The sequence below is a fragment of the Bacillus sp. BK450 genome (assembly GCF_004364885.1).
Taxonomy (GTDB): Bacteria; Bacillota; Bacilli; order Bacillales; family Bacillaceae; genus Bacillus; species Bacillus safensis.
In genome coordinates, this window is the sequence record NZ_SOBQ01000001.1 from 1 (window position 1) to 26,050 (window position 26,050).

Annotated in this window: 24 protein-coding genes; 22 read left to right on the plus strand and 2 right to left on the minus strand. The window is 40.5% G+C overall.

Annotation, left to right across the window (positions count from 1 at the left end):
* A partial coding sequence (locus EV579_RS00005) for a pre-toxin TG domain-containing protein (RefSeq protein ID WP_243837370.1) occupies positions 1–978 on the plus strand: 978 nt, incomplete at its 5' end.
* Positions 979–983: 5 nt separating this feature from the next.
* Entirely contained in the window at positions 984–1,265 is a 282-nt protein-coding gene (locus tag EV579_RS00010) for a hypothetical protein (protein WP_166644672.1), read from the plus strand.
* A 441-nt stretch (positions 1,266–1,706) separates the two neighbouring features.
* Here EV579_RS00010 and EV579_RS00015 read toward each other — a convergent pair whose 3' ends face one another.
* Positions 1,707–2,171 (minus strand): phage tail protein, encoded by a 465-nt coding sequence (locus tag EV579_RS00015; RefSeq protein WP_133743743.1) that lies wholly within the window; start codon positions 2,169–2,171, stop codon positions 1,707–1,709.
* A gap of 21 nt (positions 2,172–2,192) precedes the next feature.
* The gene (locus EV579_RS00020; protein ID WP_133743744.1) at positions 2,193–2,672 is read right to left on the minus strand and encodes a GyrI-like domain-containing protein; all 480 of its coding nucleotides are present in this window, start codon (positions 2,670–2,672) and stop codon (positions 2,193–2,195) included.
* Between the two features lie 108 nt (positions 2,673–2,780).
* Here EV579_RS00020 and EV579_RS00025 point away from each other — a divergent pair, with 108 nt between their 5' ends.
* The 20 genes from EV579_RS00025 to iolG all read left to right on the plus strand — a co-directional run bounded on the left by EV579_RS00025 (position 2,781) and on the right by iolG (position 25,969).
* Positions 2,781–3,743 (plus strand): helix-turn-helix transcriptional regulator, encoded by a 963-nt coding sequence (locus tag EV579_RS00025; RefSeq protein ID WP_133743745.1) that lies wholly within the window; start codon positions 2,781–2,783, stop codon positions 3,741–3,743.
* Between the two features lie 271 nt (positions 3,744–4,014).
* A complete protein-coding gene (locus tag EV579_RS00030) occupies positions 4,015–4,443 on the plus strand; it encodes a rhs-associated protein (RefSeq protein ID WP_133743746.1) in 429 nt (142 codons plus the stop codon).
* Between the two features lie 293 nt (positions 4,444–4,736).
* Positions 4,737–6,809, plus strand: a complete 2,073-nt coding sequence (locus EV579_RS00035; RefSeq protein ID WP_133743747.1) for a BglG family transcription antiterminator — start codon at positions 4,737–4,739, stop codon at positions 6,807–6,809.
* Positions 6,810–6,824: 15 nt separating this feature from the next.
* Positions 6,825–7,091, plus strand: a complete 267-nt coding sequence (locus EV579_RS00040) for a PTS sugar transporter subunit IIB (protein WP_024425192.1) — start codon at positions 6,825–6,827, stop codon at positions 7,089–7,091.
* 25 nt (positions 7,092–7,116) lie between these two features.
* Entirely contained in the window at positions 7,117–8,379 is a 1,263-nt protein-coding gene (locus tag EV579_RS00045) for a PTS ascorbate transporter subunit IIC (RefSeq protein WP_044334557.1), read from the plus strand.
* A 17-nt stretch (positions 8,380–8,396) separates the two neighbouring features.
* The gene (gene alsE, locus EV579_RS00050; protein WP_073205828.1) at positions 8,397–9,089 is read left to right on the plus strand and encodes a D-allulose 6-phosphate 3-epimerase; all 693 of its coding nucleotides are present in this window, start codon (positions 8,397–8,399) and stop codon (positions 9,087–9,089) included.
* A 185-nt stretch (positions 9,090–9,274) separates the two neighbouring features.
* The gene (locus EV579_RS00055) at positions 9,275–10,315 is read left to right on the plus strand and encodes a LacI family DNA-binding transcriptional regulator (protein ID WP_025093198.1); all 1,041 of its coding nucleotides are present in this window, start codon (positions 9,275–9,277) and stop codon (positions 10,313–10,315) included.
* Between the two features lie 218 nt (positions 10,316–10,533).
* A complete protein-coding gene (locus EV579_RS00060; RefSeq protein WP_073205823.1) occupies positions 10,534–11,793 on the plus strand; it encodes an ABC transporter substrate-binding protein in 1,260 nt (419 codons plus the stop codon).
* Positions 11,794–11,819: 26 nt separating this feature from the next.
* Positions 11,820–12,752, plus strand: a complete 933-nt coding sequence (locus EV579_RS00065) for a carbohydrate ABC transporter permease (RefSeq protein WP_133743748.1) — start codon at positions 11,820–11,822, stop codon at positions 12,750–12,752.
* Positions 12,752–13,582: a carbohydrate ABC transporter permease gene (locus EV579_RS00070; protein ID WP_024425187.1), complete on the plus strand. Its 831-nt coding sequence runs from the start codon at positions 12,752–12,754 to the stop codon at positions 13,580–13,582. Before EV579_RS00065 ends, EV579_RS00070 begins: the two co-directional genes overlap by 1 nt.
* Positions 13,583–13,613: 31 nt before the next feature.
* A complete protein-coding gene (melA, locus tag EV579_RS00075; RefSeq protein ID WP_025093200.1) occupies positions 13,614–14,954 on the plus strand; it encodes an alpha-glucosidase/alpha-galactosidase in 1,341 nt (446 codons plus the stop codon).
* Positions 14,955–15,442: 488 nt separating this feature from the next.
* The gene (gene iolE / locus EV579_RS00080; RefSeq protein ID WP_122631421.1) at positions 15,443–16,336 is read left to right on the plus strand and encodes a myo-inosose-2 dehydratase; all 894 of its coding nucleotides are present in this window, start codon (positions 15,443–15,445) and stop codon (positions 16,334–16,336) included.
* A 20-nt stretch (positions 16,337–16,356) separates the two neighbouring features.
* Complete coding sequence (locus tag EV579_RS00085) at positions 16,357–17,772, plus strand: sugar porter family MFS transporter (RefSeq protein ID WP_122631322.1); 1,416 nt, start codon at positions 16,357–16,359, stop codon at positions 17,770–17,772.
* 77 nt (positions 17,773–17,849) lie between these two features.
* Complete coding sequence (gene fba / locus EV579_RS00090; RefSeq protein ID WP_044334547.1) at positions 17,850–18,719, plus strand: class II fructose-1,6-bisphosphate aldolase; 870 nt, start codon at positions 17,850–17,852, stop codon at positions 18,717–18,719.
* A 49-nt stretch (positions 18,720–18,768) separates the two neighbouring features.
* On the plus strand, positions 18,769–19,554 hold the full coding sequence (locus tag EV579_RS00095; protein WP_133743749.1) for a DeoR/GlpR family DNA-binding transcription regulator: 786 nt from the start codon (positions 18,769–18,771) through the stop codon (positions 19,552–19,554).
* A gap of 42 nt (positions 19,555–19,596) precedes the next feature.
* A complete protein-coding gene (gene iolD / locus EV579_RS00100; RefSeq protein ID WP_133743750.1) occupies positions 19,597–21,522 on the plus strand; it encodes a 3D-(3,5/4)-trihydroxycyclohexane-1,2-dione acylhydrolase (decyclizing) in 1,926 nt (641 codons plus the stop codon).
* 27 nt (positions 21,523–21,549) lie between these two features.
* Positions 21,550–22,380, plus strand: coding sequence for a 5-deoxy-glucuronate isomerase (gene iolB, locus EV579_RS00105; protein WP_133743751.1), 831 nt, complete (start codon positions 21,550–21,552; stop codon positions 22,378–22,380).
* Positions 22,380–23,390: a 5-dehydro-2-deoxygluconokinase gene (iolC, locus tag EV579_RS00110; RefSeq protein ID WP_133743752.1), complete on the plus strand. Its 1,011-nt coding sequence runs from the start codon at positions 22,380–22,382 to the stop codon at positions 23,388–23,390. Before iolB ends, iolC begins: the two co-directional genes overlap by 1 nt.
* 19 nt (positions 23,391–23,409) lie before the next feature.
* Positions 23,410–24,870, plus strand: a complete 1,461-nt coding sequence (locus EV579_RS00115) for a CoA-acylating methylmalonate-semialdehyde dehydrogenase (protein ID WP_103132475.1) — start codon at positions 23,410–23,412, stop codon at positions 24,868–24,870.
* 64 nt (positions 24,871–24,934) lie between these two features.
* A complete protein-coding gene (gene iolG, locus EV579_RS00120) occupies positions 24,935–25,969 on the plus strand; it encodes a bifunctional inositol 2-dehydrogenase/D-chiro-inositol 1-dehydrogenase (protein ID WP_025093209.1) in 1,035 nt (344 codons plus the stop codon).
* The last annotated feature ends 81 nt before the right edge of the window (positions 25,970–26,050 follow it).

Sequence of the window (26,050 nt, forward strand, 5' to 3'; positions counted from 1 at the left end):
AACCGCCCTTGGTATGAAAAAGCCCTCGATTATGGTGGAAACATCGTGAATGAACTGACTGGCGTGAACGATGCAAAACGTGCCGCAACAGGCGTCGATCCAATCACAGGGGAGGAACTCACCGCAGGCCAGCGAGTCGCTGCAGGAGGAATGGCTGCAGCCGGCTACATCCCTATCGTCGGCTGGGCAGGACGCATTTTCAAAGGCGGGAAAGCTGTTTATAAAACCACCCAAGCCACATCAGCTGCAGTCAGGGCAGTCGACATTTACAAGACATCACAAAAATCCTTTGACGCCTTAAAAACATCTCAAAAAGGCTTATATGGCCTCACCGCGACCAACGGCTTCAGCGAAGCGATCACAGGCCGAGACATGTTTGGAAATAAAATTTCTAAAGAACAGCAGGAAGCGAGTATGAACGCGGCTCTGGGGATGCTTTTGCCGATCGGGTCGAAGAGGTTTCATGGGAAGATGGGGATTAGGGGTATAGATGATGCTTCTTTAACAAACAAAAGTAATTTATATAGAGGGGATAGTTTACTACACTCTCCAACTAGACCAAATGGAATTGGTAAACCTCATATATCAAGTTCAGGTGATTTAGTACCAGCTAGTAAAGAAGGTTTATATAAAGGACGAGAAGTGACTGTTACAGAGCATATACTTGGAGGTTATAGAAAAGGAGCTAAATCTAATAGCCCTTATACTAGTTTTACAAATAACAAAAATGTTATTGGAAATTATGGAGAAAATGCAATTGAACTAAACATATCAGCTTTAAGGAAAGATATACAGTCTGGAAAGCTAAAAGGTGTTGTTATACTTTCTCCAAAACAAATTCAAAAGTTGATTGAAAGAGATGTTACTTGTTCTGATTTTTGGAAGAAAAGAGCGATTAATTGGACTAAAAGGGATAATGAGTATTTGATTAAAGGGGAAGTTCCAAGCCAATATATTAAGGTTTCACCTAAGGAGTGAGAATTGTGAAATTATACTTTCTAAACGAGTTTTTAGGAGATATACGCGATATAAATGTTGATGGTATGTGGGTTAATGGTGAGATTACCCCTTCAAATAATATAGACAAATTTAATGATTTTTTCGCAGCACTTGTTGATGAAGAAAATGATTTTGTAGAAACAAATTTTAATGAAGAATGGTTAGAGGATAACAATTGGTACATTATTGATGATGAAAATAAAAGAAGGGGGATATATATACCTGCAGTTTATCCTGATAGGGAAATTAGCTGGCGGTGGAGATGATTTACAGAATTTATAGATTATATAGAACCTTGATGGGCTAATGCCTTTCAAGGTTTTTGGTCTCTGGACTCCTATCCGAGAAAAAACCGACCAAAAGGAGAATGGGGATCTTTTTTCCTGTGTGGATCATCGTTTATAGAGACAAGCAAAACTAGGCACTCACAGCTTTTATGGTGAGTATTTTTTGAATGAGGGATACTTCACATCATTTTCTTTGAATATAGATCTGAAAAAAGTATAAATGTCAAACAGTGAAATAGCAGGACATTTATATAAAAGACTAATCGCCAAGCCATTTTAACGGCGAACTTCTTCATAAGAAAATGAAGTGGATACAATAAACAGAAAAACATCCTCTAATAATGCATAGAGAATGCTGCTCTGTTTAGAAGGGGGAAATAATTTTAATTTATTTGTTCAATCAGATTCACAAATTCGGGTTCAATATTCCCCTTTAATTTTAAAAAATGACCCACGAATCGTTCCAGCAAGTTTAGACTTCTGCCTAGCAAATTTAAATTTCCCTTCTAATTCCTTTGGTACTTCCATACCTTCAGAAAGCTTAAAACCAACAGCACGTTTTTTCGGGTCATCCACTGTATACAGGACGTTAATTGCAAGACCATCCTCATAAAAGACGTAAGTCCATTTGATATTTTCCACTTGAAAACTTGCCGTTTCTAAAGGTTTGGCTGCAAACTCTAGTTCACGTTCTTCTTTTAACACTCGGTTCACATAATCAAGGGTATCCTGACTTTCGCTGGCAGGTAATACTGTAAATTCATGCTTATATTTGTTCATAAAGTAACGAGCCTCATTAGCACGTAAGCCAGCAAGTGCTTCTGCTACAGGTGAAGACTCTAAACCAATCGTAGACACATGTTTAAAATCAACGATATAGGCCATTTCTATCCCTCCATATCCTTCTTATTTTCGTACAACAGGAATCCACATCTCACCAAGTAATAAGTCGTTTCGCTGCCCCATCTCTACCACTGCATTTGGTCCACCAACATAAGCGAAATTCTTTGCTTCAGGCAAGACTTGACCAAATGCAATACCAGTAAGCGTTTGATGCAATTCATCAGCGGTTTTAGCTTCCCCTTTAACGATTAGATATTCCCCTTTAGGAAATTGAATCACTCTGTCCGCTTCTGGTAACGATTCCTCTGTCATGACCCCGACATAATGCATCAGCTTGTTATTTACCGCTTCGTTTACGATAAAAATATAGTCATTTGAGGCAATGGCTTTTAAGGGGTCAAACTTACCTTCTTGTGTGACGGCTTGCCAAAAGTCTGCTTTTTCCTTCGTGATGCCCGCATAGTCTGTGTAATGACTCTTAAGTTCAGTTCCAATACCTAACACGTGAAAGCTGTCTTTTTGTTCTAGTATATAATCTGCCATATTCAACACTTCCTTTTGAAAAATTGATCAAATGTTTTTTCTTTTCACTTGATAAATATATAATAGGCTTAAACCATGTCAAAAAATGATACTGTTTAGGGGGATCAGATGAAAAAAGTTGAACGGATTAATACCATCATGCGGTATATTAACAACCGCGCCAACTTTACAATTTCTGAAATCATGAGAGAATTTCATATCTCTCGTTCGACAGCAATTAGAGACATCAGAGAAATTGAAGCTATGGGAATGCCGCTTGTCGCTGAAGTCGGAAGGGACGGGGGGTATTTTGTGATGAACAATTCAGTCCTGCCAACTGTTCGTTTTACCGATAATGAGATTAAAGCTCTTTTTATTGCCTTTATGGCCACAAGAAACCAACAACTCCCTTATTTAAAGAGTCGCCAGTCTTTAGCTGAAAAATTACTAGGACTCATCTCAGAAACCCAGCAAGATGACCTTGTTCTGTTAAATCGCCTTTTGCTATTTGAAGGGACTAATCCGAATAATCCTGATCTGCTTGATTTGACAGATCTCCCTCATCCCATGTTAGAAAAATTAATCCAACTGCTTATTTTGGATCGATATTTACTGATTACCATGAGAGAGGAGAAAGTGATAAAGTCCTATCCTATTTACCTCTTGAACCTTTATCGTGAAAAAAGCCTTTGGCTGATTGAAGGCTTTGATGTAAAGGAAGAGAAGAAACGGATTTTGCCTGTCGACAACCTCACAGATGTTGAACCATGCTCTACAAATAATCGATTAAGCAGGAAAAAGATTTTAGAAAAACTAAGTAAGCAGGAGGAAGTAATCAACCTTGTCCTTGAACTTGGTCCAAAGGCAATTGCACAGTTTAAAAAATACCATCCTTTCAAAATGTCAATTTCTTATACGAATCCTTACCAAACTACAGCCAGATTAAAGACCTTTATCGATGTTAATCATTCAGAAGAAATAACGGAAATGACAAATTGGCTATTTTTCCTAGGCGATGATATCAAGGTCCGGGAAATGCCTGTAGAAATCTTGGAAAGTTTACAAGAGAGACTACTCTTATATTGTCCATAATCAATGCTGGTTAGACCTCATACTAGATACATGAACGTGAGTCGTATCAAAAAATTCTTGCTCCAAGTTTCGAACAAAATCTCAATGAATCACCAATCTTATTTCCATTTTCTTTAGATCTCAGCTGTGGAAGAAAGATGAAGATGCTTTGTCAGAGACGGATCAGCAAGCTGCAATGGCATTGAACACTGAAATGATTGCAACAAAATAACAAAACAGCGATTCCTATGGATTTTGACAAGCATTAAAAAACATAAAAGGGGTAATTTTATTGAATTCTTATGATGAAGATCTAATAAAGGATTTGGAATTAAAAGACCTTATTAAATATGTCAAAGTACATAAAAACCCAAAAATTTATTTAGATTTAATAGAACAAAAATTTGATTTTGCTGGTTCAAAAATAGATTGGTTACAAACCAATAAACATTATAGTAAGAGCTCAAATCATGAATCGTTACTTTCTGATGCTCTTCTATTTATAACTGAATTAAAAGAAAAATATTTAGATAATAACTTACAAGTAATTTACATAGGGGATAACCTTACAGAGTTTGGGTACCAGTTTGGATTAAAACATTTAAAAGAGTTACTAGTCTATTTTTTAGATATCCCACAGCACCACTACTTTATATCCTTAGAAGGCGATTGGTGTATTTGTATTTCATTTGAAAACGATTTGGATTTCGGATTAGTTTAAACAAAAAATAATTTTAAACGTCACGTATAGGAAAAATAAAAGATGATAAGAAGTGAAAAAACCTTGGCTGGCTTTATATCATTCAAGGTTTTTTGCGTTTATTGGTTCGCAAACACGTAAAAGAAAACAAAAAACCCTTTGTATACAAGCCTGAAAGCACACTCAAATGGTGTGTTTTTCTTATGAAAAGAGCACACAATCGCTGCACAGCACGTGCTGAAGACATTTGGGCTTCTTTGATGCATGTGAGTTGATTAGACTTATAACAAAGGGAAAGAAAGGAGGAATTCCAACTGTACTTAACCAAAAGGGGCACGACGTTACTATCTATGCTGCTTCATACGACATCTTATCTATCAATAGAAGATTTACAGAATCGAATGAACGTTTCGACTCGAACCGTTTACGCTGAAATCAAGCGAATGAACAGCTGGCTGGAAACTCATCAGCTTAGTGGTGTGCAGCGAAAAGGCCAACTTGGCTATTATTTAAATCCTCATGAAAAAGAAATCATTATTCAAAAAGCTGATACCATTCTTGTTGGTCACGATTATGAACCATGTGTAAAGGAACGAAGGGCTATCTTGCTTTTAACCATTGCATGCAGCGAGCATTGCCTAAGAATAGATGATTTTATGAAGATGACAAAGGTGAGCCGAAATACATTACTCGAGGATATGAAACAGCTAAAAGAAGCGCTTTCAAAGCAGGAGATCACACTCCGCTATCAGGCAGCAAGCGGCTATGTCATTTCAGGGGACGAAAGGGCCATTCGATTGGCACTCAAACCTTATATACATTTCATTCGCACCATGATAAAAAACGAAAAAACGTTTCCGTCGTTTTGGTTAAAGGGACCTATTTCATCCAAACGGGTACACCATCTCCTCCAGCAGTCAGAACAAGAACTTAAGCTTGAATTTGCAGATGAGATGCTGGATCAGCTCTCTTTGGATCTCTTTTTTTACTTCAAGCGGATGAAGCTGGGGCATGCCGTACACATTTCAAACGAAGAAAAACGAACATTGCAGGAAACAGAGGAATGCTTGGCTGCTATTCGTTTCATGGCGCAGATTCAAAAAGAGGCCAGTCTCATTGTTCATGATGATGAGATCTATTTTCTTAGCACCTTATGGCTCAGTGCCAAAAAACAAAAACTTCCATCAATTAAAAAACCAGAAGAACATCTCATTCGCACCATCGCCAGACAAATGATCTTTGACTTTCAGCGATATGCTTGTATTTCCTTTCAAGAACCTAAAGCATTGGAGCAAAACTTAACAATGCATTTAATTCCAGCCTATTACAGGCTCATCTATCACATTGGTATGATCAACGAACTGACGGATTCTATAAAAAAAGCACAGCCAGAAGTGTTTGAAATCACTCAAAAAGTTGCATGTCATTTAGAAAAGGCGGCCTGTTCAAAGTTGAGTGACCATGAAATTGCATATCTCGCCATGCATTTTGGCAGCTGGATGAGAAGAGAAGGAATTTCATCCATTGTCAGGCGTTCTGTATACATTGTCTGCGGAGAAGGAATCGGCACAAGTAACATGCTGAAAACTCAGCTTCTCGAATTAATCGGCTACATTGAAGTACGCGGACTTTTATCAAAGCGTGCATATGAAGAATTAGCAGAAGTTGATGCAGATTTCGTTGTGTCCACAACACCTATTTCGTTTAAAGGAAAACCAGTTCATCTCGTTCATCCTATTTTAACTGCCTATGAGAAAAAAACATTACTTCAATACGGAAAAGGCTCAGAAACGAAGATTGAAGAGGGGCATGTAAACGCTTTATTCAACATCATTCAGCAGCATACCATCGTACAAAATAAACAAGCACTGCTTCATGACATTCGGGAGCTGCTACATCCCACATATGTATCCTATCAGAAAGGGTGGAACCCAGTGTTAAATGATTTATTAACAGAACAAACCATCAAGCTCCACCAAACAGCAGACACATGGCAAGAGGCGATTACAAAAGCGGCGCAGCCTTTACTTGATCAAAATGCTATTAAACCAAGTTATGTAGAAGCCATGATACAGTCTGTTCATCAAAATGGTCCTTATATTGTCATTGCACCACAAGTGGCCATCCCACATGCAAGGCCCGAGGATGGCGTGAACAAATTGAGCATGACGCTCATGTCCTTCAAACAGCCCATTTCGTTTTCAAAGGATGGAAAAAAGCAGGTGCGGCTTGTCATTGTGTTAGCTGCCATTGACAGCATGAGCCACTTGAAAGCACTCAAACAGCTGACCATGCTGTTAAGTGAAGAGAAACGCACGAAACAATTGATTGAAGCAGAAGATTTAGCATCGGTTCAAAAACTAATTGATCAATTTTCACAAGTATAAAGGGGGAGTAAGAAAATGAAAAAAATTCTTGTTGTATGTGGAAACGGGTTAGGAAGCAGCTTTATTGTAGAAATGAATGTCAAAAAAGCATTAGAAGAATTAGGTCTTAAAGCTGAAGTGGATCATACCGATCTCAGTACAAGTAAAAATGAACAAGCAGACCTTTATATCGGAGCTGCTGATATTATTGACCAGCTGAATGACGGCACAAGAAATGTGGCTGGCTTAAACAATTTGTTAGATCAGGAAGCCATTAAAGACGTCCTTCGTCAACACATTTAAGTCATGAAAAAGGGGGATTCACATCATGATAGAACTGATCATGAACGATATATTGGGCACACCTGCCATTCTCATCGGTTTGTTTGCACTAGCCGGTTTACTTTTGCAGAAAAAATCAGCTGCAGACACTGTGTCAGGCACCTTGAAAACAACCATGGGTTTCTTAATATTAGGGGCGGGCGCTACAGTCGTCTCTGATTCACTTGGGGTTTTTCGAAAAATGTTCGAAGCAGCCTTTCACATTCAAGGGGTTGTCCCAAATACAGATGCTATGGCCGCCATTGCTCAAAAGGAATTCGGTACACAGACAGCACTTATCATGATTTTTGGTATGCTGGTCAATTTGTTACTTGCAAGATTTACACCTTTTAAATATGTCTTTTTGACTGGTCATCATACGTTGTATATGGCGGCGATGCTCGCCGTCGTTCTTTCGACAGCCGGCATGCACGGGTGGCTGCTCATCTCCACTGGCTCCATGATATTAGGTGCAGCTATGGTCATTGCACCCGCAATCCTTCAACCGTTTACGAGGAAAGTCACCGGAAGCAATGATCTCGCGCTCGGACACTTCAGTACTTTCGGTTATTTTACTGCGGGAATGATTGGTAAATGGGTTGGTTCTCCTGAAAAATCAACGGAAACCATTCAAGTCCCTAAATCACTCGGTTTTCTAAGAGATACATCTGTTGCCATTTCGATTACGATGGCTTTGCTGTTCTTTGCGATTGCACCGTTTGCAGGAATTCCTTTTATTGAAAAAATTAGCGGGGGCACGAACTTCGCTGTCTTCATTCTCATTCAGGCGATTACGTTTGCTGCTGGTGTGTACATTATTTTAGCAGGGGTACGGATGGCCATTGGCGAGATCGTGCCTGCGTTTAAAGGGATTGCCGATCGATTCGTGAAGGGGGCAAAGCCGGCACTTGATGCGCCAACCGTTTTTCCATTTGCGCCAAATGCGGTCATTATCGGTTTTTTATGCAGCTTTGCAGGAGGCATCGTATCCATTTTTCTTTTACCTTTGTTTGGTTTAACTGTCATTGTCCCTGGACTTGTCCCGCACTTTTTTTGCGGTGCTACAGCAGGGGTGTATGGCAATGCAACAGGAGGGGTTAGAGGTGCTGTCGCTGGGGCCTTTGTAAATGGATTGCTTCTTTCCTTTTTACCTGCCTGTTTATTACCTGTGTTAGGAGCCCTTGGCTTTGAAGGGACAACGTTTGGAGATACAGACTTTGGTATCATCGGAATCTTGATTGGATTGATTAAGTTTTTATTTCAGCTGTAAAAAGGAGGAGCCTGAGAATGACAGCCGTTTTTTCACCTTCACTGATGTGCATGGATCTAACGCACTTCCGTGAACAAATTCATCTTCTCAACACGAGAGCAGACCGGTACCATGTCGACGTGATGGATGGGCATTATGTGAAGAATATGACGTTATCACCCTTTTTCATTGAACAGCTTCGGAAACTGACAAATTTACCGATTGATGTTCATCTAATGGCCGAACATCCGCAGGAATTTTTAATCGATGCATGTATTGATGCAGGCGCAACGATGATTTGTTTACACCCAGAAGTCGTGCAAAAAGATGCCTTTCGAATCATCCGGCATATTCACCAAAGAAAATGTGATGTTGGCTTTGTTCTAAATCCCGCCACACCAGTTGCAGCATTAGATTCCTTTATTCATTTAATAGACAGAGTGACGATCATGACAATCGATCCAGGCTTTGCCGGGCAGCCTTTTATTAAAGAAATGCTTCAAAAAATTAAACAGGTGAGAGATATCAAAAAACACGGAGGATACTCGTTTTCAATTGAAGTAGACGGCTCTTGTAATGAGAGCACGTTCCGGCTGCTTGCTGAGGCTGGAAATGAGATTTACATCATCGGCACCTCAGGTTTATTTGGACTTCATAAAGAACTCGACACTGCTTGGGAAAGAATGAAGCAAATATTTGCAAAAGAAACAGCCTCAATCGAATTACGTTAGTAAAAGAGAGGATGAAAACCATCCTCTTTTTTACGCAAATTTTACTAAAACATAATTCATTCACCAAAACTTACCCAAAAACAACATAAAAATTAAAAATTCATAATTGAAAGCGCTTTATTTATATGTTATCCTTCAAATATCTTTAGTAAATATTTAGTCAAATAACGATGAGGAGTTTGCCTATGACCACACTCAAAGATATTGCTCATGATGCAAAAGTGTCCGTTTCCACTGTATCCCGTGTGTTAAATGGCGATCAAACGCTTGCCGTTTCACACGCAACAAGACAAAACATCCTCGACATTGCGAAGAAGTTAAACTATACCCCAGTGAGAGCAAGAAAAGCCGATCAAGCAGAAGAAAAAAGCCCATCTGAATCCCCAGTCATCGGTGTCGTTGTCGCTCAATCCATTGACGAAGAATTAAATGATCCCTTTTTTTCATCGATTCGAAAAGGAATTGAAAAAGAATATGCCAAACAAGGCTTGTCCACTCTCCATACCTTTCGCCTAAGAAGCATGGATAAAGGGGCGATGCTAAAGGATATTGACGGCTTGATCGTCATTGGACGAATCAGCCCGGATACGGTTGAAAAAATGACAAATCGAATGGAACACATTGTTTTTATCAATCATTATGCGGATGAAGATTTGTATGATTGTGTACATGTGGATTTTGTCAGAGCGGCAGATCGCGCCATTCGTCATCTGCAATCTCTCGGTTATACACATCTAGGCTATATTGGCGGGAAAGAGCGGGAGCATTATTTTGAAGGTAATGCTGTGATTGAGGACGAAAGACAAACGACGTTTATGAAAAGAATGCAGGAGGCGGGCGCTCTTCATATGGAAGACATCCACATTGGTGAATACTCCATGCAAGAAGGCTATACGCTTATGCAGCAAGCGATCAAAAAGGGAAAACTGCCGCAAGCCTTTTTCATTGGAAGTGACTCTATGGCAATCGGCGCAATGCGCGCTCTGCATGAAGCCGGTCTACACGTACCTTCAGATGTATCCATTGTTGGGTTTAATGACATTGAAGCCGCGTCATTTTCAAGCCCACCGCTTACGACCGTCAAAGTATATACAGAAGAAATGGGGGAAGTCGGTTTGAAACTTTTGCTTGAGAGAATAAACGGAAGAAAACTTCCTCTAAAAGTCGTCGTGCCAACAACACTCATCGAGCGAGGCAGTACATGTCTCATCCATGAAAGGGGGTGAACCATCGATTTCAGCACACAAAAAAGAGACAAAAAAGCAGAAAGCAAGCTGCTTAGCATGATGGCCAGATCATGCTAAGAACAAGGCAGCCTGCCGGTATGCTCTCTTATCTCTTAGAAAAGAATAGAATTCCAGTATAATGGACTTCCTTTGTTTCCGCAACTGCATGAATTCTACCGATTATCGTCTGAATTTTCAGTGATTAAAAGGAGGAAACCATGAATAAAAAAATCATGCTGCTGACTGCAGCCATGTTCTTGACCATGATTTTGTCTGCTTGCGGTAATAACAGCTCATCTGAAGCAAATGGAAAGGTCACCTTGACGCTATTTTCAACGATGAGCAACAGCGGGGAAAGAAAAGCGTTTGAAGAAGTCATTCGCGAGTTTGAGAAGGAGCATGAGCAGATTCGAATCGATGCTAATTTCCCAGGCAACAGCTATGAAGATATGATCCGCGTCAAAATGGGAGCAAACGATATGCCAGACCTGTTTGATACACATGGCTGGGCCAAACTGCGCTATAGCGAGTATGTGGCTGATTTAAAAGAGATGGATTGGGTCAAACAGCTTGATCCTTCACTCGACCAGATTTTAAAAGACCAAGATGGGAAAGTGTACGCTTATCCGTTGAATCAAGCAAAAGACGGGCTTAGCTTTAATGCCAATCTATTAAAGGAATATGGCATAGAAGTGCCTAGAACACTTGATGAATTAAAATCTGCTTTGCTGACAGTGAAAGAAAAGAGCAAAGGAGATGTTGTGCCGCTCTGGATACCAGGAGGAGATAACTCAAATATAGCCCAAGTCTTTGATGAGCTGGCGACGCCTTTATTAATCACCGATCAAAAGCATCAATACGGAAAGAAACTTGAAAACGGATCATTTGATTGGTCTCTCTATACACCGCTTGCACAATTCATGAAAGATCTGAAGGATCAAGACCTTTTAAACAAGGATGTCCTGACAGCGAAACTCTCTCAAGCGCCCGAACTCATGGCACAAAACAAAATCGCCTTCACCTTTGTCGGAGGATCCTTAGGACCTGAAGCAACAGAGCTGAATTCATCGATCAAAGTAGGCACGATGCCTGTTCCAGCCATTCATGAAGGAGATGAACAAAGCTGGATTGGCGGAGAACGTTTTACTGTTGCTGCTTGGAAAGACTCTAAGCATCTAAAAGAAGCAAAACAATTCATCGATTTTTTAGCAAAACCTGAAAACGCAAAAAAAATCGCAGAGGGCACATCCTCTGAAACAGCTCTAAAACGAGTGAAAGCGAAAAACTATTACTCTACATTTTACGATCAATACGAACAGGTAAAGATTGAACCGTATTTCGATCGAAAATACTTACCAAGCGGAATGTGGGCGGTCATGGCAACAACGGGTCAAGAATTATTAGCAGGCTCGATCACACCAGAACAGTTATCAAAGAAAATGGAAGAGGAATATAAGCGTCTGAAAAACAATAGCTGATGGATGCTGAAACAGGAGTGAAGCCAATGAATGACATCACAAAAGCAAAGCAGCCAGCCGCATTCACCTCTTTACCAAAAGAAAAGAGGCAAAAACGCCAGAATTCATCACTTTGGTGGATGTACATGCCAGCTGTTCTCGTCGTCAGTACCTTTATCATTTATCCTTTTTTGAACGGCATTCAGCTTTCTTTTACGAATTGGAACGGTTTCTCACAAACTTATCAATGGATTGGTCTTGAGCAATATCAAAGGCTGCTTCAGGATCAAGCGACATGGCTTGTTGTCAAAAACACGCTTCTCTATGGAATTGGGAGCACCATCTTGCAAAATATCATCGGACTTGGATATGCTCTTTTATTAAATCAAAGCTTAAAGATGAAAGCCATCACAAGAACGGTCATCTATTTACCTGTCATGATCAGCCCGATTGCGATGGGCTATATTTGGTATTTTGTGTTTGCTTACCAAGGCGGTGCCTTAAATGATGTGGTGACGCTTTTTGGATTTGATCAAATAAATGCGCTCGGCAACCCAGAATTAAACACATGGATCATTGTGCTTGTCAACACATATCAATTCGTGGGGATTGCGATGATCATTTATTTAGCAGGACTTCAAAGTATTCCAAAGGATTATTATGAAGCGGCTCAATTAGACGGCGCATCGAGCTTCCAGCAATTCAGGCGGATTACATTGCCGCTGCTTATGCCGTCGATCACCATTAATGTTGTGCTGAATGTCATTGGCGGGCTCAAGCTCTTTGATGTCATTGTGGCACTCACGGGCGGCGGACCTGGAGATTCCTCGCAATCCATGTCGACCTTTATGTATGATCTGTATTTCAAACGTCAGGATGCAGGCTATGCAGCGACGCAAGGGGTGTTCATGGCGGTCATCATCCTTGTCATTAGTGTCGCAGCGCTGATTTATTTCAAACGAAAGGAGACCGAGGTGTGATGGATAACGCCTATAAACGCAAGAAAAGATGGTACTCCGTCCTCGCACTATTGATCACATTGCTGCACCTCATTCCATTTTATATTTTGGTGACGACATCATTAAAGGGGATAGGAGATTTTAGTTCAAAATGGCTGTTTCCAAAAGCGCTGCATCTTGAAAACTTCCGCACAGCATGGACAGAGGCTCAGCTTGGCCAGTCCTTTTTGAATACAGTGATCATTACGTTCAGTTCCGCTGTATTGCTCATTATCTTTGGATCTCTTGCAGCCTATCCGCTTGCAAGAAGGAACACAAAGCTGAATAAAGCAGTCTATGTTTTATTTATTGCCATTATGGTCATTCCACCGCTTACAGCCCTTGTCCCGCTCTATAAAATGGTCGTTCAAATCGGGATGATGAATACCTATCAAATTGCTATTTTAAATAATGTGGCTGCTTTTTTGCCGCTGACAATTTTCTTATACGCAGGCTTTATCCGGTCGACAATTCCAAAGGAGCTTGAAGAAGCTGCCCGTATTGATGGAGCAGGGACACTCAGAGTTTTTTTCACAGTCGTTTTTCCGCTTTTGAAGCCCATTACCGCCTCTGTATTAATCATTGCCTGCGTGTATATTTGGAACGACTATCAATTTGCTATCTTCTTTTTGCAAGATAAAGAGATGCATACACTCACAGTCGCCTTATCCCATTTTTTTGGTCAAAATCAGCATCAGCTTCAGCTCGTTGGGGCAGCTGCACTCATTGCGATGCTGCCAATGGTCACGATGTTTTTACTTTTGCAAAAATATTTTATCGCAGGGCTTTCACAAGGCTCTGTCAAAGGCTAGCCCAATATGGATGTGAAAAGGAGAGTCGTCTATGTCTAAAATTACATTTATCGGTGCAGGGAGTACCGTGTTTGCTAAAAATATATTAGGAGATTGTCTGTTTGTTCCCGCCCTTGCAGGGTTTGAATTCGCATTATATGATATCGACCACAACCGGCTGAAAGAATCAGAAACAATGCTGTCGCACTTAAAAGCAAATTACGGTGCAAACGTGACCATCCAGTCCTATCACAACCGCAAAGAAGCCTTAAAGGATGCAAAATATGTCATCAATGCCATCCAAGTTGGAGGCTATCGGCCAAGTACTGTCATTGATTTTGAAATACCTAAAAAATACGGATTAAGACAAACGATTGCGGATACGGTAGGGATCGGCGGCATCTTCCGCTCTCTTCGAACGATTCCTGTCATGCTAGACTTTGCAAAGGATATGGAAGAGGTTTGTCCAAATGCTTTATTGTTAAATTACACGAATCCAATGGCCACACTGACAGGTGCGATGCTGCGCTATACTCAGATTCAAACGGTTGGTCTCTGTCATAGTGTGCAGGTGTGTACAAAGGACCTATTTGAATCTCTTGAAATGGAACATGAAGGCATTGAAGAAAAAATCGCCGGCATTAACCATATGGCATGGTTATTAGAGGTAAAACGGGACGGAAAAGACTTGTATCCAGAAATCAAAAGACGAGCAAAAGAAAAGCAGCAATCGAGGCATCATGATATGGTTCGTTTTGAACTGATGGATAAATTCGGCTACTATGTCACAGAATCCTCAGAGCACAATGCCGAATACCATCCATATTTCATCAAATCACGGTACCCTGAACTAATCGGTCAGTTTAACATTCCTCTCGATGAATACCCGAGACGCTGCGAGGAACAAATCAACAATTGGAATACAATGAAGCATGACCTTGTGGGAAACACACAGATCACACATACCCGCTCAAAAGAATATGGTTCCCGGATCATTGAAGCGATTGAAACGAACGTTCCCTTTAAATTTGGCGGAAATGTTCTGAACACTGGCGGGCTCATTGACAACCTGCCTGAAAAAGCCTGTGTAGAAGTACCGTGTGTGGCAGATCGAAGCGGCATCATGCCATGTTATGTCGGAGAAATACCTGAACAATTGGCAGGACTCAACCGAACGAATATCAGCTCACAGCTGATGACGATTGAAGCAGCGATCAGCGGTAAAAAAGAACACATTTATCAAGCAGCTCTACTGGATCCACACACAAGCGCTGAATTATCAATTGATGACATCGTGAATCTTTGCGACGACCTCATTGAAGCGCATGGGGATAGACTGCCAGCCTACAAAGGGGCTACACAGTATAGCGCTTCATCACCGTCATCAAATTAATCATGCCAATCAATCTTTTTTTAAAAAATAGGAGTGGGTGAAAATCACAGGAAAAAGAGCCAAATGGATGAATTGAAAGTTTGTTGACGCTTTCATCTGTTTTGCAAATAAAACACACTGTCTTCATAATGAAAGAATCCGAAAAACGAAGGAGTCATTCATTATGAAAACATATGTGAAAAAGTTTATTGAAGAACTAAAAGAATCCATGAAGCATTACGGTGAATCTATCATTAAAATTAAGTCAAATCTATAATAAATGAATAAGGAACAAGACCTGATGTGCAAATGCCATCAGGTTTTTTTATACAAAAAATCACAAATAAATAGAAAAAATTCAGAAAAATAATTGACTGAAAGCGCTTTTAATATTATGATTACCTCAAACTTAACCACAAGTTACCCAATTAATTATCACTATATTGGTTAACTCGTGATAAAGTTTGATGAGAATAAAGATGATGAATAAAAGGATGGTGACAAACAACGTGTCTAAAGAAGAAATTTTATGGGGCATCGCGCCTATTGGATGGAGGAACGATGACATCCCAGCACTTGGCGCCGAAAACACACTATCTCATTTATTAAGTGATATTTGTGTCGCTGGCTTTGAAGGAACTGAAGCAGGTGGTTTCTTTCCAGAACCAGCTGTCTTGAATAAAGAACTAAAACTTCGCAATTTAAAAATAGCTGGAAAATGGTTTAGCAGTTATATGATCCGAGATGGTTTAGCGGCTTCAGTACAAGCATTCAAAAAGCATTGTCAGTACTTGCAAGACATTCATGCTAGTGTAGCTGTTGTCTCAGAGCAAACGTATTCCATTCAAAAAGAAAACATCAACATCTATCAGCATCAGCCATCTTTCACAGGTGAGGAATGGGCTCTTCTTTTAGAAGGTCTCAATGAATTAGGTCAAATAGCAAACAGTTATCATCTCAAACTAGTCTATCATCATCATCTCGGAACAGGGGTACAAACCTTATCAGATGTCACACGTCTTTTAGCTGGAACAGACCCTCGGTATGTTCACCTTCTATATGATACTGGACATATTTACGTATCAGATGGCGATTATTTATCCTTGCTCAAGCTGCATATCGACCGTATCCAGCACGTGCATTTTAAAGATGTGAGAAAAGAAGTGATGGAAAGCTGTCGTCAAAAAGAATTGTCTTTTTCTGAATCTTTCTTAAATGGACTGTTTACAGTACCTGGGGATGGCTGTATCGATTTTAATAAAGTATACCGTTTGTTAATCAGTCATGGCTATAAAGGGTGGATCGTCATTGAAGCTGAACAGAATCCTGCGATTGCCCATCCTTTAGAATATGCATTAAAGGCTCGTCAGTATATTGATGAAAACTTGGCTATTCATTCTTAAAGAGAACAGGAGAAAAGACCATGAACAAAAGTCAACAAACCAATTTAAGATCTATTATCCTAATTTCGACCTTTGGAGGACTTCTTTTTGGTTATGACACTGGTGTATTAAATGGTGCATTACCTTACATGTCTTTACCGAATCAGTTAAATTTAACAGCAGTGATGCAAGGGATTGTAACAAGTGCATTATTATTAGGTGCAGCATTAGGTGCAGTCATATGCGGACGTTTATCAGACAGGTTCGGACGCCGTAAAACTATTTTTTACTTAGCCGCTCTATTCTTTTTTTCTACATTAGGATGTACTGTATCACCAAACGCTGAAGTAATGGTCTTATTCCGATTCTTATTAGGGCTTGCAGTTGGAGGAGCTTCAGTCATAGTTCCAGCCTTTTTAGCTGAAATCTCTCCAGCAGAAAATCGCGGAAGAATCGTCACACAAAATGAACTGATGATCGTATCCGGTCAATTACTTGCTTTTACCTGTAATGCATTGATTGGAAATTTATTTGGAGAGAACCCGTATGTATGGCGCATCATGCTACCAATTGCGGCGATTCCAGCCATTATTTTATTCTTCGGTATGCTAAAAGTGCCAGAGAGCCCAAGGTGGCTTGTAACAAAGGGGAAAAACAAAGAAGCACTTCAAGTACTTCACCGCATTCGCTCAAAAGGAGCGGCGAAAACAGAGTTGCTCGAAATAGAGAACGCTTACAGGGAAGAAGTGAATTTAGATAAAGCGACTTTAAAAGATTTATCCACGCCTTGGATTAGGCGGCTTGTGTTTATCGGCATAGGAATTGCGGTTGTACAGCAGTTCACAGGAGTTAATTCCATCATGTATTACGGAACAGAAATTTTAAAAGATGCAGGTTTCGAAACGAAGGCAGCTCTAATTGGGAATATCGGGAATGGTGTTATCTCTGTCCTTGCTACATTTGTTGGAATTTGGCTGCTTGGCAAAATAGGACGTCGCCCTATGTTAATTTCAGGCTTGATTGGAACAACCTTCACATTACTGTTTATCGGCATTTGCTCTAATCTTTTTGCAGGAACAGCCTTTCTTCCATATTTGATTTTATTTTTGACGATTACATTTCTTGCATTCCAGCAAGGCGCCATCTCTCCTGTCACTTGGCTCATGCTGTCAGAAATTTTTCCTCTTCGACTGCGGGGGCTTGGTATGGGGGTAAGTGTATTTTGTCTATGGATGGTGAACTTTTTAATTGGTTTGACGTTCCCAATATTACTTGCTCAGATCGGCCTTTCGATGACTTTCTTCGTTTTTGTCGCTTTCGGAGTCCTGTCTATTTTGTTTGTGGTGAAGTGCTTACCGGAAACAAAAGGGCTGACACTTGAAGAACTAGAAATGAATTTCCGTAAGCACGATCAAACATCAATTGACATCACAACAGATCATCAAACACTGTCTTAAATAAAAGGGATGAAAACAAAGATGGTGTCGAACCAATTTGTGAAAATGGAGTTTCAACAGTAAGGAGTGTTCAATAGATGACCGTAATAGATTCAAAGCTCATTTCAATGAAAAGCATACTGCATGAAGCAAAACAAAAACAATATGCAGTAGGACAAATGAATATCAATGGTTTGCAATGGGTGAAAGCCATCTTACTTGCGGCAAAAGAGGAGCGATCTCCTATCATTTTAGCAGCATCTGACCGGCTCATTGATTATTTGGGCGGCTTTCACACGATTGTAGGCATGGTTGAAGGGTTAATGAGAGATTTGGAGATCAGTGTCCCAGTTTCTTTACATTTAGATCATGGCATGACTGTCTCTCGGTGCAAAGCTGCCATTGATGCAGGATTTAGCTCAGTCATGATAGACGGCTCTTCCTATCCTCTTTCACAAAATATTGCCATGACAAAAGAAGTTGTTCATTATGCCTCTAAAAGAGGTGTATCTGTCGAAGCTGAAGTTGGCTCTGTTGGAGGAATGGAAGATGGCTTGATAGGAAATATCATCTATGCTGATCCATACGAATGTGTGCGACTTGTTAGAGAAACAGGAATTGATGCCTTGGCCGCAGCACTCGGTTCAGTGCATGGCCCTTATCAAGGAGAACCGAAGCTAGGATTTGATGAGATGAAGCAAATAGCTGAACTCACAGACGTTCCGCTTGTCTTACACGGCGGTTCAGGCATTCCTGTTGATCAGATTCAAAGGGCTATCTCACTTGGTCATGCAAAAATCAATGTCAACACTGAATGCTTGGAAGCTTGGAATCAAGCTGTCCGAGCTCAACTAACTAAAAACAAAGCAACCAATGATCCACAAACAATTTTAACACCTGGTACAGAAGCCATTAAACAAGCTGTCAAGATGAAAATTCAACAATTTGGATCAAGTCAGCGTGTTTGATCACATCTAGCAGACACTCCCATAGATAAGATGAAAAGGAAGATTAAGCATGATAAAAACGAAAAGAATCCAGCAAATAAAAGAATATGTGATCCAACATCAGTCTGTCTCGTTAGATGATCTTGTCACAACCTTTGGGGTGTCAAAAAATACGATTAGGCGAGACGTTCAAAAGCTCGTTGAAGAAGGACATATCCAAAAGGTTTATGGGGGAGTAGCAGCCAATCATGCAAGGCTTGAATCATTTCATGACAGACAAACACGAAACCAACTTCAAAAAAGATGGATTGCAAAAGATGCGGCTCAATTAGTAGATGATGGCGATGTCATTTTTATTGACTCTGGTACCACAACATTAGAAATGATTCATTTTATAAAAGAAAAGGAATTAACGGTTGTCACGAACAACTTAGACTTTATTGTACAAGCATTGCCTTACACTCAGCTTCAAGTCATTTCAACTGGCGGCCAATTAGAGCGGAAAACGAAATCATTTTCCAGCTTTACTAATACAAATGATGTACTTCAATACAACTTCGATAAAGTGTTTATGGCCTCAACAGGGGTCTCTATTTCAAATGGAGTAACAAATTCATCGCCAGTAGAAACAAGCATGAAGGAAATGGTCGTCAAAAAAGGTAGAGAAGTGATTCTATTAGTCGATCATACAAAATTCAATAAATATGCGATGTTGACATATTGCCAGCTGGATGAAATCGACTACTTAATCACTGACGATTCTCTGGATACCTCCTATACAACCTTTTTCAAAAAGAATCATATCAAATGGATCGTTGCTCCTTCACAAGATGAAAGTCAGCAAACTTTAACATGAAGGAACATGTCAAAAATATTTTCAGATAAGGCAGGGGGAAAAATGGACACAATCAGATTAACGGTGAGTCAAGCATTGGTCAAATTTTTAAATGCCCAGTACGTTGAATATGACGGTGAAAAAAAGCCTTTTATCAAAGGAATCTTTACGATTTTCGGTCACGGAAATGTGTTGGGGCTCGGTCAAGCACTTCAAGAAAACCCTGGAAGGCTCGAGGTATATCAAGGAAGAAATGAACAAGGGATGGCACATGCTGCAACGGCTTTCGCAAAACAAAAGCAACGTAAACAAGTAATGGCCTGCACCTCATCCGTTGGGCCTGGCTCTGCCAATATGATCACAGCTGCTGCAACGGCAACAGCGAATCAAATTCCACTTTTGCTTTTCCCAAGTGATGTCTTTGCCACACGACAGCCAGATCCAGCACTTCAGCAGATTGAACAAACATATGACTTGAGTTTATCGACGAATGATGCCTTTCGGGCTGTGAGTAAATACTGGGACCGGGTTTCAAGACCAGAACAGATGATGTCTGCACTGATTAACGCCATGCGTGTTTTAACAAATCAAGCAGATACTGGTGCGGTCACAATTTCGCTTCCTCAAGATGTTCAAGGAGAAGCATGGGATTACCCGCTGTCTTTTTTTCAAGAGCGGACGCATTTTTTAGACAGATATGCACCTTCAGCAAGAAGTATTCAAGAAGCAGCGGCACTCATTCGTAAGAAAAAGAAGCCTTTCTTGATTTTAGGCGGAGGGGTGCGTTACTCAGAGGCGGCTGACGAGTTTGTCCAATTTGCTGAAACTTTTCATATACCCTTTAGTGAAACACAAGCTGGTAAAAGCTGTGTTGAAAGCAGCCATCCATTAAATGTAGGCGGACTTGGTGTCACTGGCAATAGTGCTGCCAATGAACTCGCTCAGAAGGCTGACCTTATTATTGGCGTCGGTACTAGATTTACAGACTTTACAACATCATCTAAACGGCTATACGCAAACAGTGATGTTTTAACGATCAATTTATCCGATTACCATGCATCTAAATTAGATGCAACAACAGTCATTTCTGATGCGAAGATGGCACTCCTTGCATTAAAGGATGAACTGGCAAACTATCAAACAGGTTATCAAAATGAAATCAAAGAAGCAAAGCAGCGCTGGGCACAAGAATTACATCGGCTTCATCATATTCAGTACACTGAAACAGGCTTTACACCTGAAATCAAAAGCCACTTTGATCATGAATTAGATGAATATAAGGAAAAACTTCATACAACGCTACCTCAAACGACTGTACTTGGCTGTTTAAACGAATGGATGCCATCTGACGCCATTATTACATGTGCTGCAGGCAGTCTCCCAGGAGATTTACAGAGAATGTGGGTGACCAAAGAGCGAAACACATATCACCTTGAATATGGATACTCTTGTATGGGCTACGAAATTGCTTCTGCACTTGGAGTGAAAATGGCTGAACCAACCAAAGAAGTGTATGCCTTAACAGGTGATGGCAGTTATTTAATGCTGCATAGTGAACTTGTCACAAGCATTCAAGAGGGCTATAAGATTAATATCATTCTTTTTGACAACTCCGGTTTTGGCTGTATTAATAATTTGCAAATGGGCCATGGAATGGACAGTTTTGCGACTGAATTTCGAAAAAGAAACAAGAAAACAGGACAGCTTGATGGAGAGATTATGAAAATCAATTTTGCACAATCAGCAAAAGGTTATGGAGCAAAAACATATGAAGTTCATACACTCGAAGAATTGAAATCTGCGCTTGAAGATGCTAAAAAACAGACGGTCAGTACCCTGATTGATGTGAAGGTACTTCCAAAAACTATGACAGCAGGTTACGGTGACTCATGGTGGAACGTAGGTATCTCAGAAATCTCTGATAAAGAACAGATCAAAAAAGAATATGAAGAAAAACAGCAAAAATTAAAACAAGCAAGACAATATTAAGAAAAGCTTATGAAAGGTGTGTGCATAATGGCTGATTTAATTGTACCGAAACAAAAAAGAGACAAAGAGGGAAAGGTGCTGAGCATCACACCTCAATCAGCAGGTTGGACCTATATTGGCTTTGAGGTATACACATTGGCAAAAGGTGAAAACCTTCATAAAAAAACAGGTGAAAATGAGGTGTGCATTGTCATTCTCTCAGGTAAACTTCATCTCCAAACGAAAGAAGAGACATGGAAAGAAATTGGCGAACGAATGAATGTTTTTGAGAAAACACCTCCTTTCTCCATTTATATACCAAACGATGATCATTACGAAATTGAAGCCATAACAGATATTGAGATTGCCGTTTGTAGTGCACCTGGAAAAGGCACATATCCAGCTCGTCTGATTCTTCCTGAACGAGTAGAGGTTGAACATAGAGGCGCAGGTAATATTGCAAGACAGGTTCACAACATTTTACCCGAACATGAACCAGCTGACCACCTGCTTGTTGTGGAAGTATTTACACCGGAAGGAAACTGGTCGAGCTATCCGCCGCATAAACATGATCAAGATAATTTACCGCACGAATCTTATTTAGAAGAAACGTATTATCACAAAGTAAACCCAGAACAAGGTTTTGTTTTACAAAGAGTATATACAGATGATCTTTCACTAGATGAGACAATGGCTGTAAGAGATAGTTCCGCCGTTCTTGTACCAAAAGGATATCACCCTGTGTCAGCACCACCAGGCTATGAAATCTATTATTTGAATGTCATGGCAGGTCCAGTGAGAACTTGGAAGTTTCATAACAATGCTGAACATGAATGGGTGATGAAAAACAAATTGAGTATGAAAAGGGAGGGGCGCTGATGCTAGACTTATCATTTAAACAAGATCGGCAGCTTGATGTTATTGCAATGGGAAGATTATGTATTGATTTAAATGCGAACGAACTGAATCGGCCGATGGAAGAGACGATGACTTTCACAAAATACGTCGGGGGGTCTCCAGCCAACATTGCCATTGGTTTAGCAAGGCTCGGTATGAAATCTGGATTCATTGGAAAAGTCGCTAACGATCAGATGGGACGTTTTGCAACAAGCTACTTGGAAAAGAACAACATCAATACAGACGGCATTGTCATAGATCAATCTGGTGCTGTCACGGGTCTTGCTTTTACTGAGATTAAGAGTCCCGAAGAATGCAGTATTTTAATGTACCGAGACAATGTAGCAGATTTAAAAATCGATGTCCAAGAAGTATCTGAACAATATATCAAAAAGGCGAAAGCCTTACTCATCTCAGGCACTGCGCTAGCAAAAAGTCCATCAAGAGAAGCAGTATTTGTGGCACTTGATTATGCACGTAAGCATCACGTAACTGTCTTCTTTGACCTGGATTATCGTCCATACACTTGGCAAACCGAGCAAGAAACAGCGATTTATTACAATTTAGCTGCTGAAAAATCAGACGTGATCATCGGCACAAGAGAAGAGTTTGATATGATGGAAAAACTCATAGCAGATGGACCGTCAAATGATGAATCAACCGCCAAAAAATGGTTTTCACACCATGCCAAAATCGTTGTTATTAAACATGGGGGTGATGGTTCCATCGCTTATACGCAGGATGGACAGTCATATCGAGGCGGCATCTTTAAAACAAAGGTCCTCAAAACATTCGGAGCGGGTGATTCATATGCTTCAGCCTTTATTTACGGGCTGATGAACAACATGTCCATTGAAGAAGCTATGCGTTTTGGAAGCGCTTCTGCCTCCATCGTAATTTCTAAGCATAGTTCATCAGATGCCATGCCCACAGTTAAAGAAATCAAAGACTTTATGAACGAAACAAAAGTTGAACAAACACAACCAATTTAATCGTAGAGGAGAGAATACCATGGCTAAAACAACTGTCAAAACATTAAAAAATTATATTGGAGGAGAATGGGTAAATGCTGAAACAAGTCAAACTGAACCCGTTTATAATCCAGCAACAGGGAAAATCATTGCAGAAGTTCCCCTATCAACAAAAGGAGATGTAGAACGAGCAGTTCAAGCAGCAAAAGAAGCGTTTTCCAGCTGGTCTAAAACCCCTGTACCAAGACGTGCACGTATTCTCTTTAAATATCAGCAATTATTAGTCGAAAAATGGGAAGAATTAGCCGAACTAGTTACGCTAGAAAATGGAAAAAGCTTAACTGAAGCACGCGGAGAAGTACAGCGAGGCATTGAATGCGTCGAATTCGCAGCCGGTGCCCCAACTTTAATGATGGGAAAACAGCTGCCAGACATTGCGACTGGACTTGAATCAGGCATGTACCGCTATCCTATTGGCGTCATTGGCGGCATTACGCCATTTAACTTTCCAATGATGGTTCCTTGCTGGATGTTCCCGCTTGCCATTGCCTGCGGAAATACGTTTGTCTTAAAACCTTCAGAACGTACGCCTGTTCTTGCGGCACGGTTAGCAGAGCTGTTTGAAGAAGCGGGTCTTCCAAAAGGTGTTCTTAACATAGTCAATGGGGCTCACGATGTCGTTAACGGTCTGCTTGAACATCAAAACGTCAAAGCTATTTCATTTGTCGGCTCTCAGCCAGTCGCAGAATATGTCTATAAAAAAGGAACAGAGCATGGCAAACGTGTCCAAGCACTTGCAGGGGCTAAAAATCACTCCATTGTCCTAAAAGACGCAGATATAGATGCAGCCGTCAAACAAATTGTTGGTGCTGCCTTTGGCTCTGCTGGAGAAAGATGTATGGCTGCAGCTGTTGTCACAGTAGAAGAAGATATCGCTGACGAGCTCATTCAAAAAATAATCGCTGAATCCAATCAAATGGTCATTGGAAATGGCATGAATGAAGATGTTTTCCTCGGCCCGGTCATTCGGGAAAGTCACAAAGAACGAACGCTTCAATATATTCAATCAGGTATTGAAGAAGGAGCGAGTCTCATTCGTGATGGCCGCAAAGATCATGAAACAGAGGGAGAAGGATACTTTATCGGACCGACTATTTTTGATCATGTAACAAAAGAAATGAAAATTTGGCAGGACGAAATTTTCGCTCCCGTTTTATCCATTGTTCGCGTTTCATCGCTTGCTGATGCTATTGAAATTGCCAATGAGTCTAAATTTGCAAATGGTGCCTGCCTTTACACTGATAGTGCATCAAGTGTGAGGGAATTCCGCGAGAATATTGATGCAGGCATGTTAGGTATTAATGTCGGCGTTCCAGCACCAATGGCATTTTTCCCATTCTCAGGTTGGAAAGATTCATTCTATGGCGACCTGCACGCAAATGGCACGGACGGTGTTGAATTTTATACTAGAAAGAAAATGGTCACCGCTCGTTATATGTAATACAACATACTCCTATCAACTTCAAAACAGCTGTGCGAAAAGCACAAAAACAGGAGGTCACTAGATGGAATTAAAGATTGGTGTTATTGGTATAGGTGCCATTGGTCAAGATCATATGAAACGAATTACAAATACGCTGTCTAAAGGAAGAGTGGTGGCTGTTACTGATGTGAACAGACAGCAGGCAAAAGCCATCGTAGATGCATTCAGCCTTGATGCACGTATTTATGAGGATGGCCATCAACTCATTCAATCAGATGAGGTAGATGCCGTTATCGTCACATCATGGGGGCCGACACATGAAGAATATGTGTTAGCTGCTATTGAAGCTAATAAACCTGTTTTTTGTGAAAAACCACTTGCAACCACAGCAGAAGGCTGCATTCGTATAGTCGAGGCTGAAATGAAGAAAGGGAAATTACTCGTACAGGTTGGATATATGCGCCGGTACGATTCGGGATATCGCGCTTTAAAACAAGTACTGGATGAAGGACAAGTAGGTGAACCATTAATAATTCATGCTGCACATAGAAACCAAACCGTCCCTGACACATATACAGGAGATATGTCAATTGTCGATACATTCATTCATGAAATCGATGTCCACCGCTGGTTACTAAATGATGAATACGTATCCGTACAAGTCATTGCACCTAAAAAAACGCAGCAAGCTGCTGAGCACTTACAAGATCCTTTAATAGTGATCATGAAGACGCAACAAGGGACCATCATCAATGGCGAAATATTCGTTCATTGTCAGTACGGCTACGACATTCAGTGTCAAATTGTCGGTGAAAAAGGGATTGCAAGTCTTCCTGATCCTGCCAGTGTCGTTTTGCATAGTCAGGCAACACGATCTACAAATATCTTAACAGACTGGCAGCATCGATTTAAGGCAGCCTATGACGAAGAATTGCAGGATTGGATCAATTCCTCCTTAAAAGGAGAAGTAAATGGACCTACTGCTTGGGATGGATATGTAGCTGCCGTAACAGCAGATGCTTGTCTTAAAGCAAAGGCAACTGGTGAGACAACACCAATCCATCTCCAAGAACGTCCAGCCTTTTATCATCAATCATTTGTCCCTGAAAAAGTATAATCAATTCAAAAGAAGAGGCTGCTGAAAGCAGTCTCTTTTTCATTCCAAAAAAGAAAAAATGCAGCTCCATCATGGGAGACT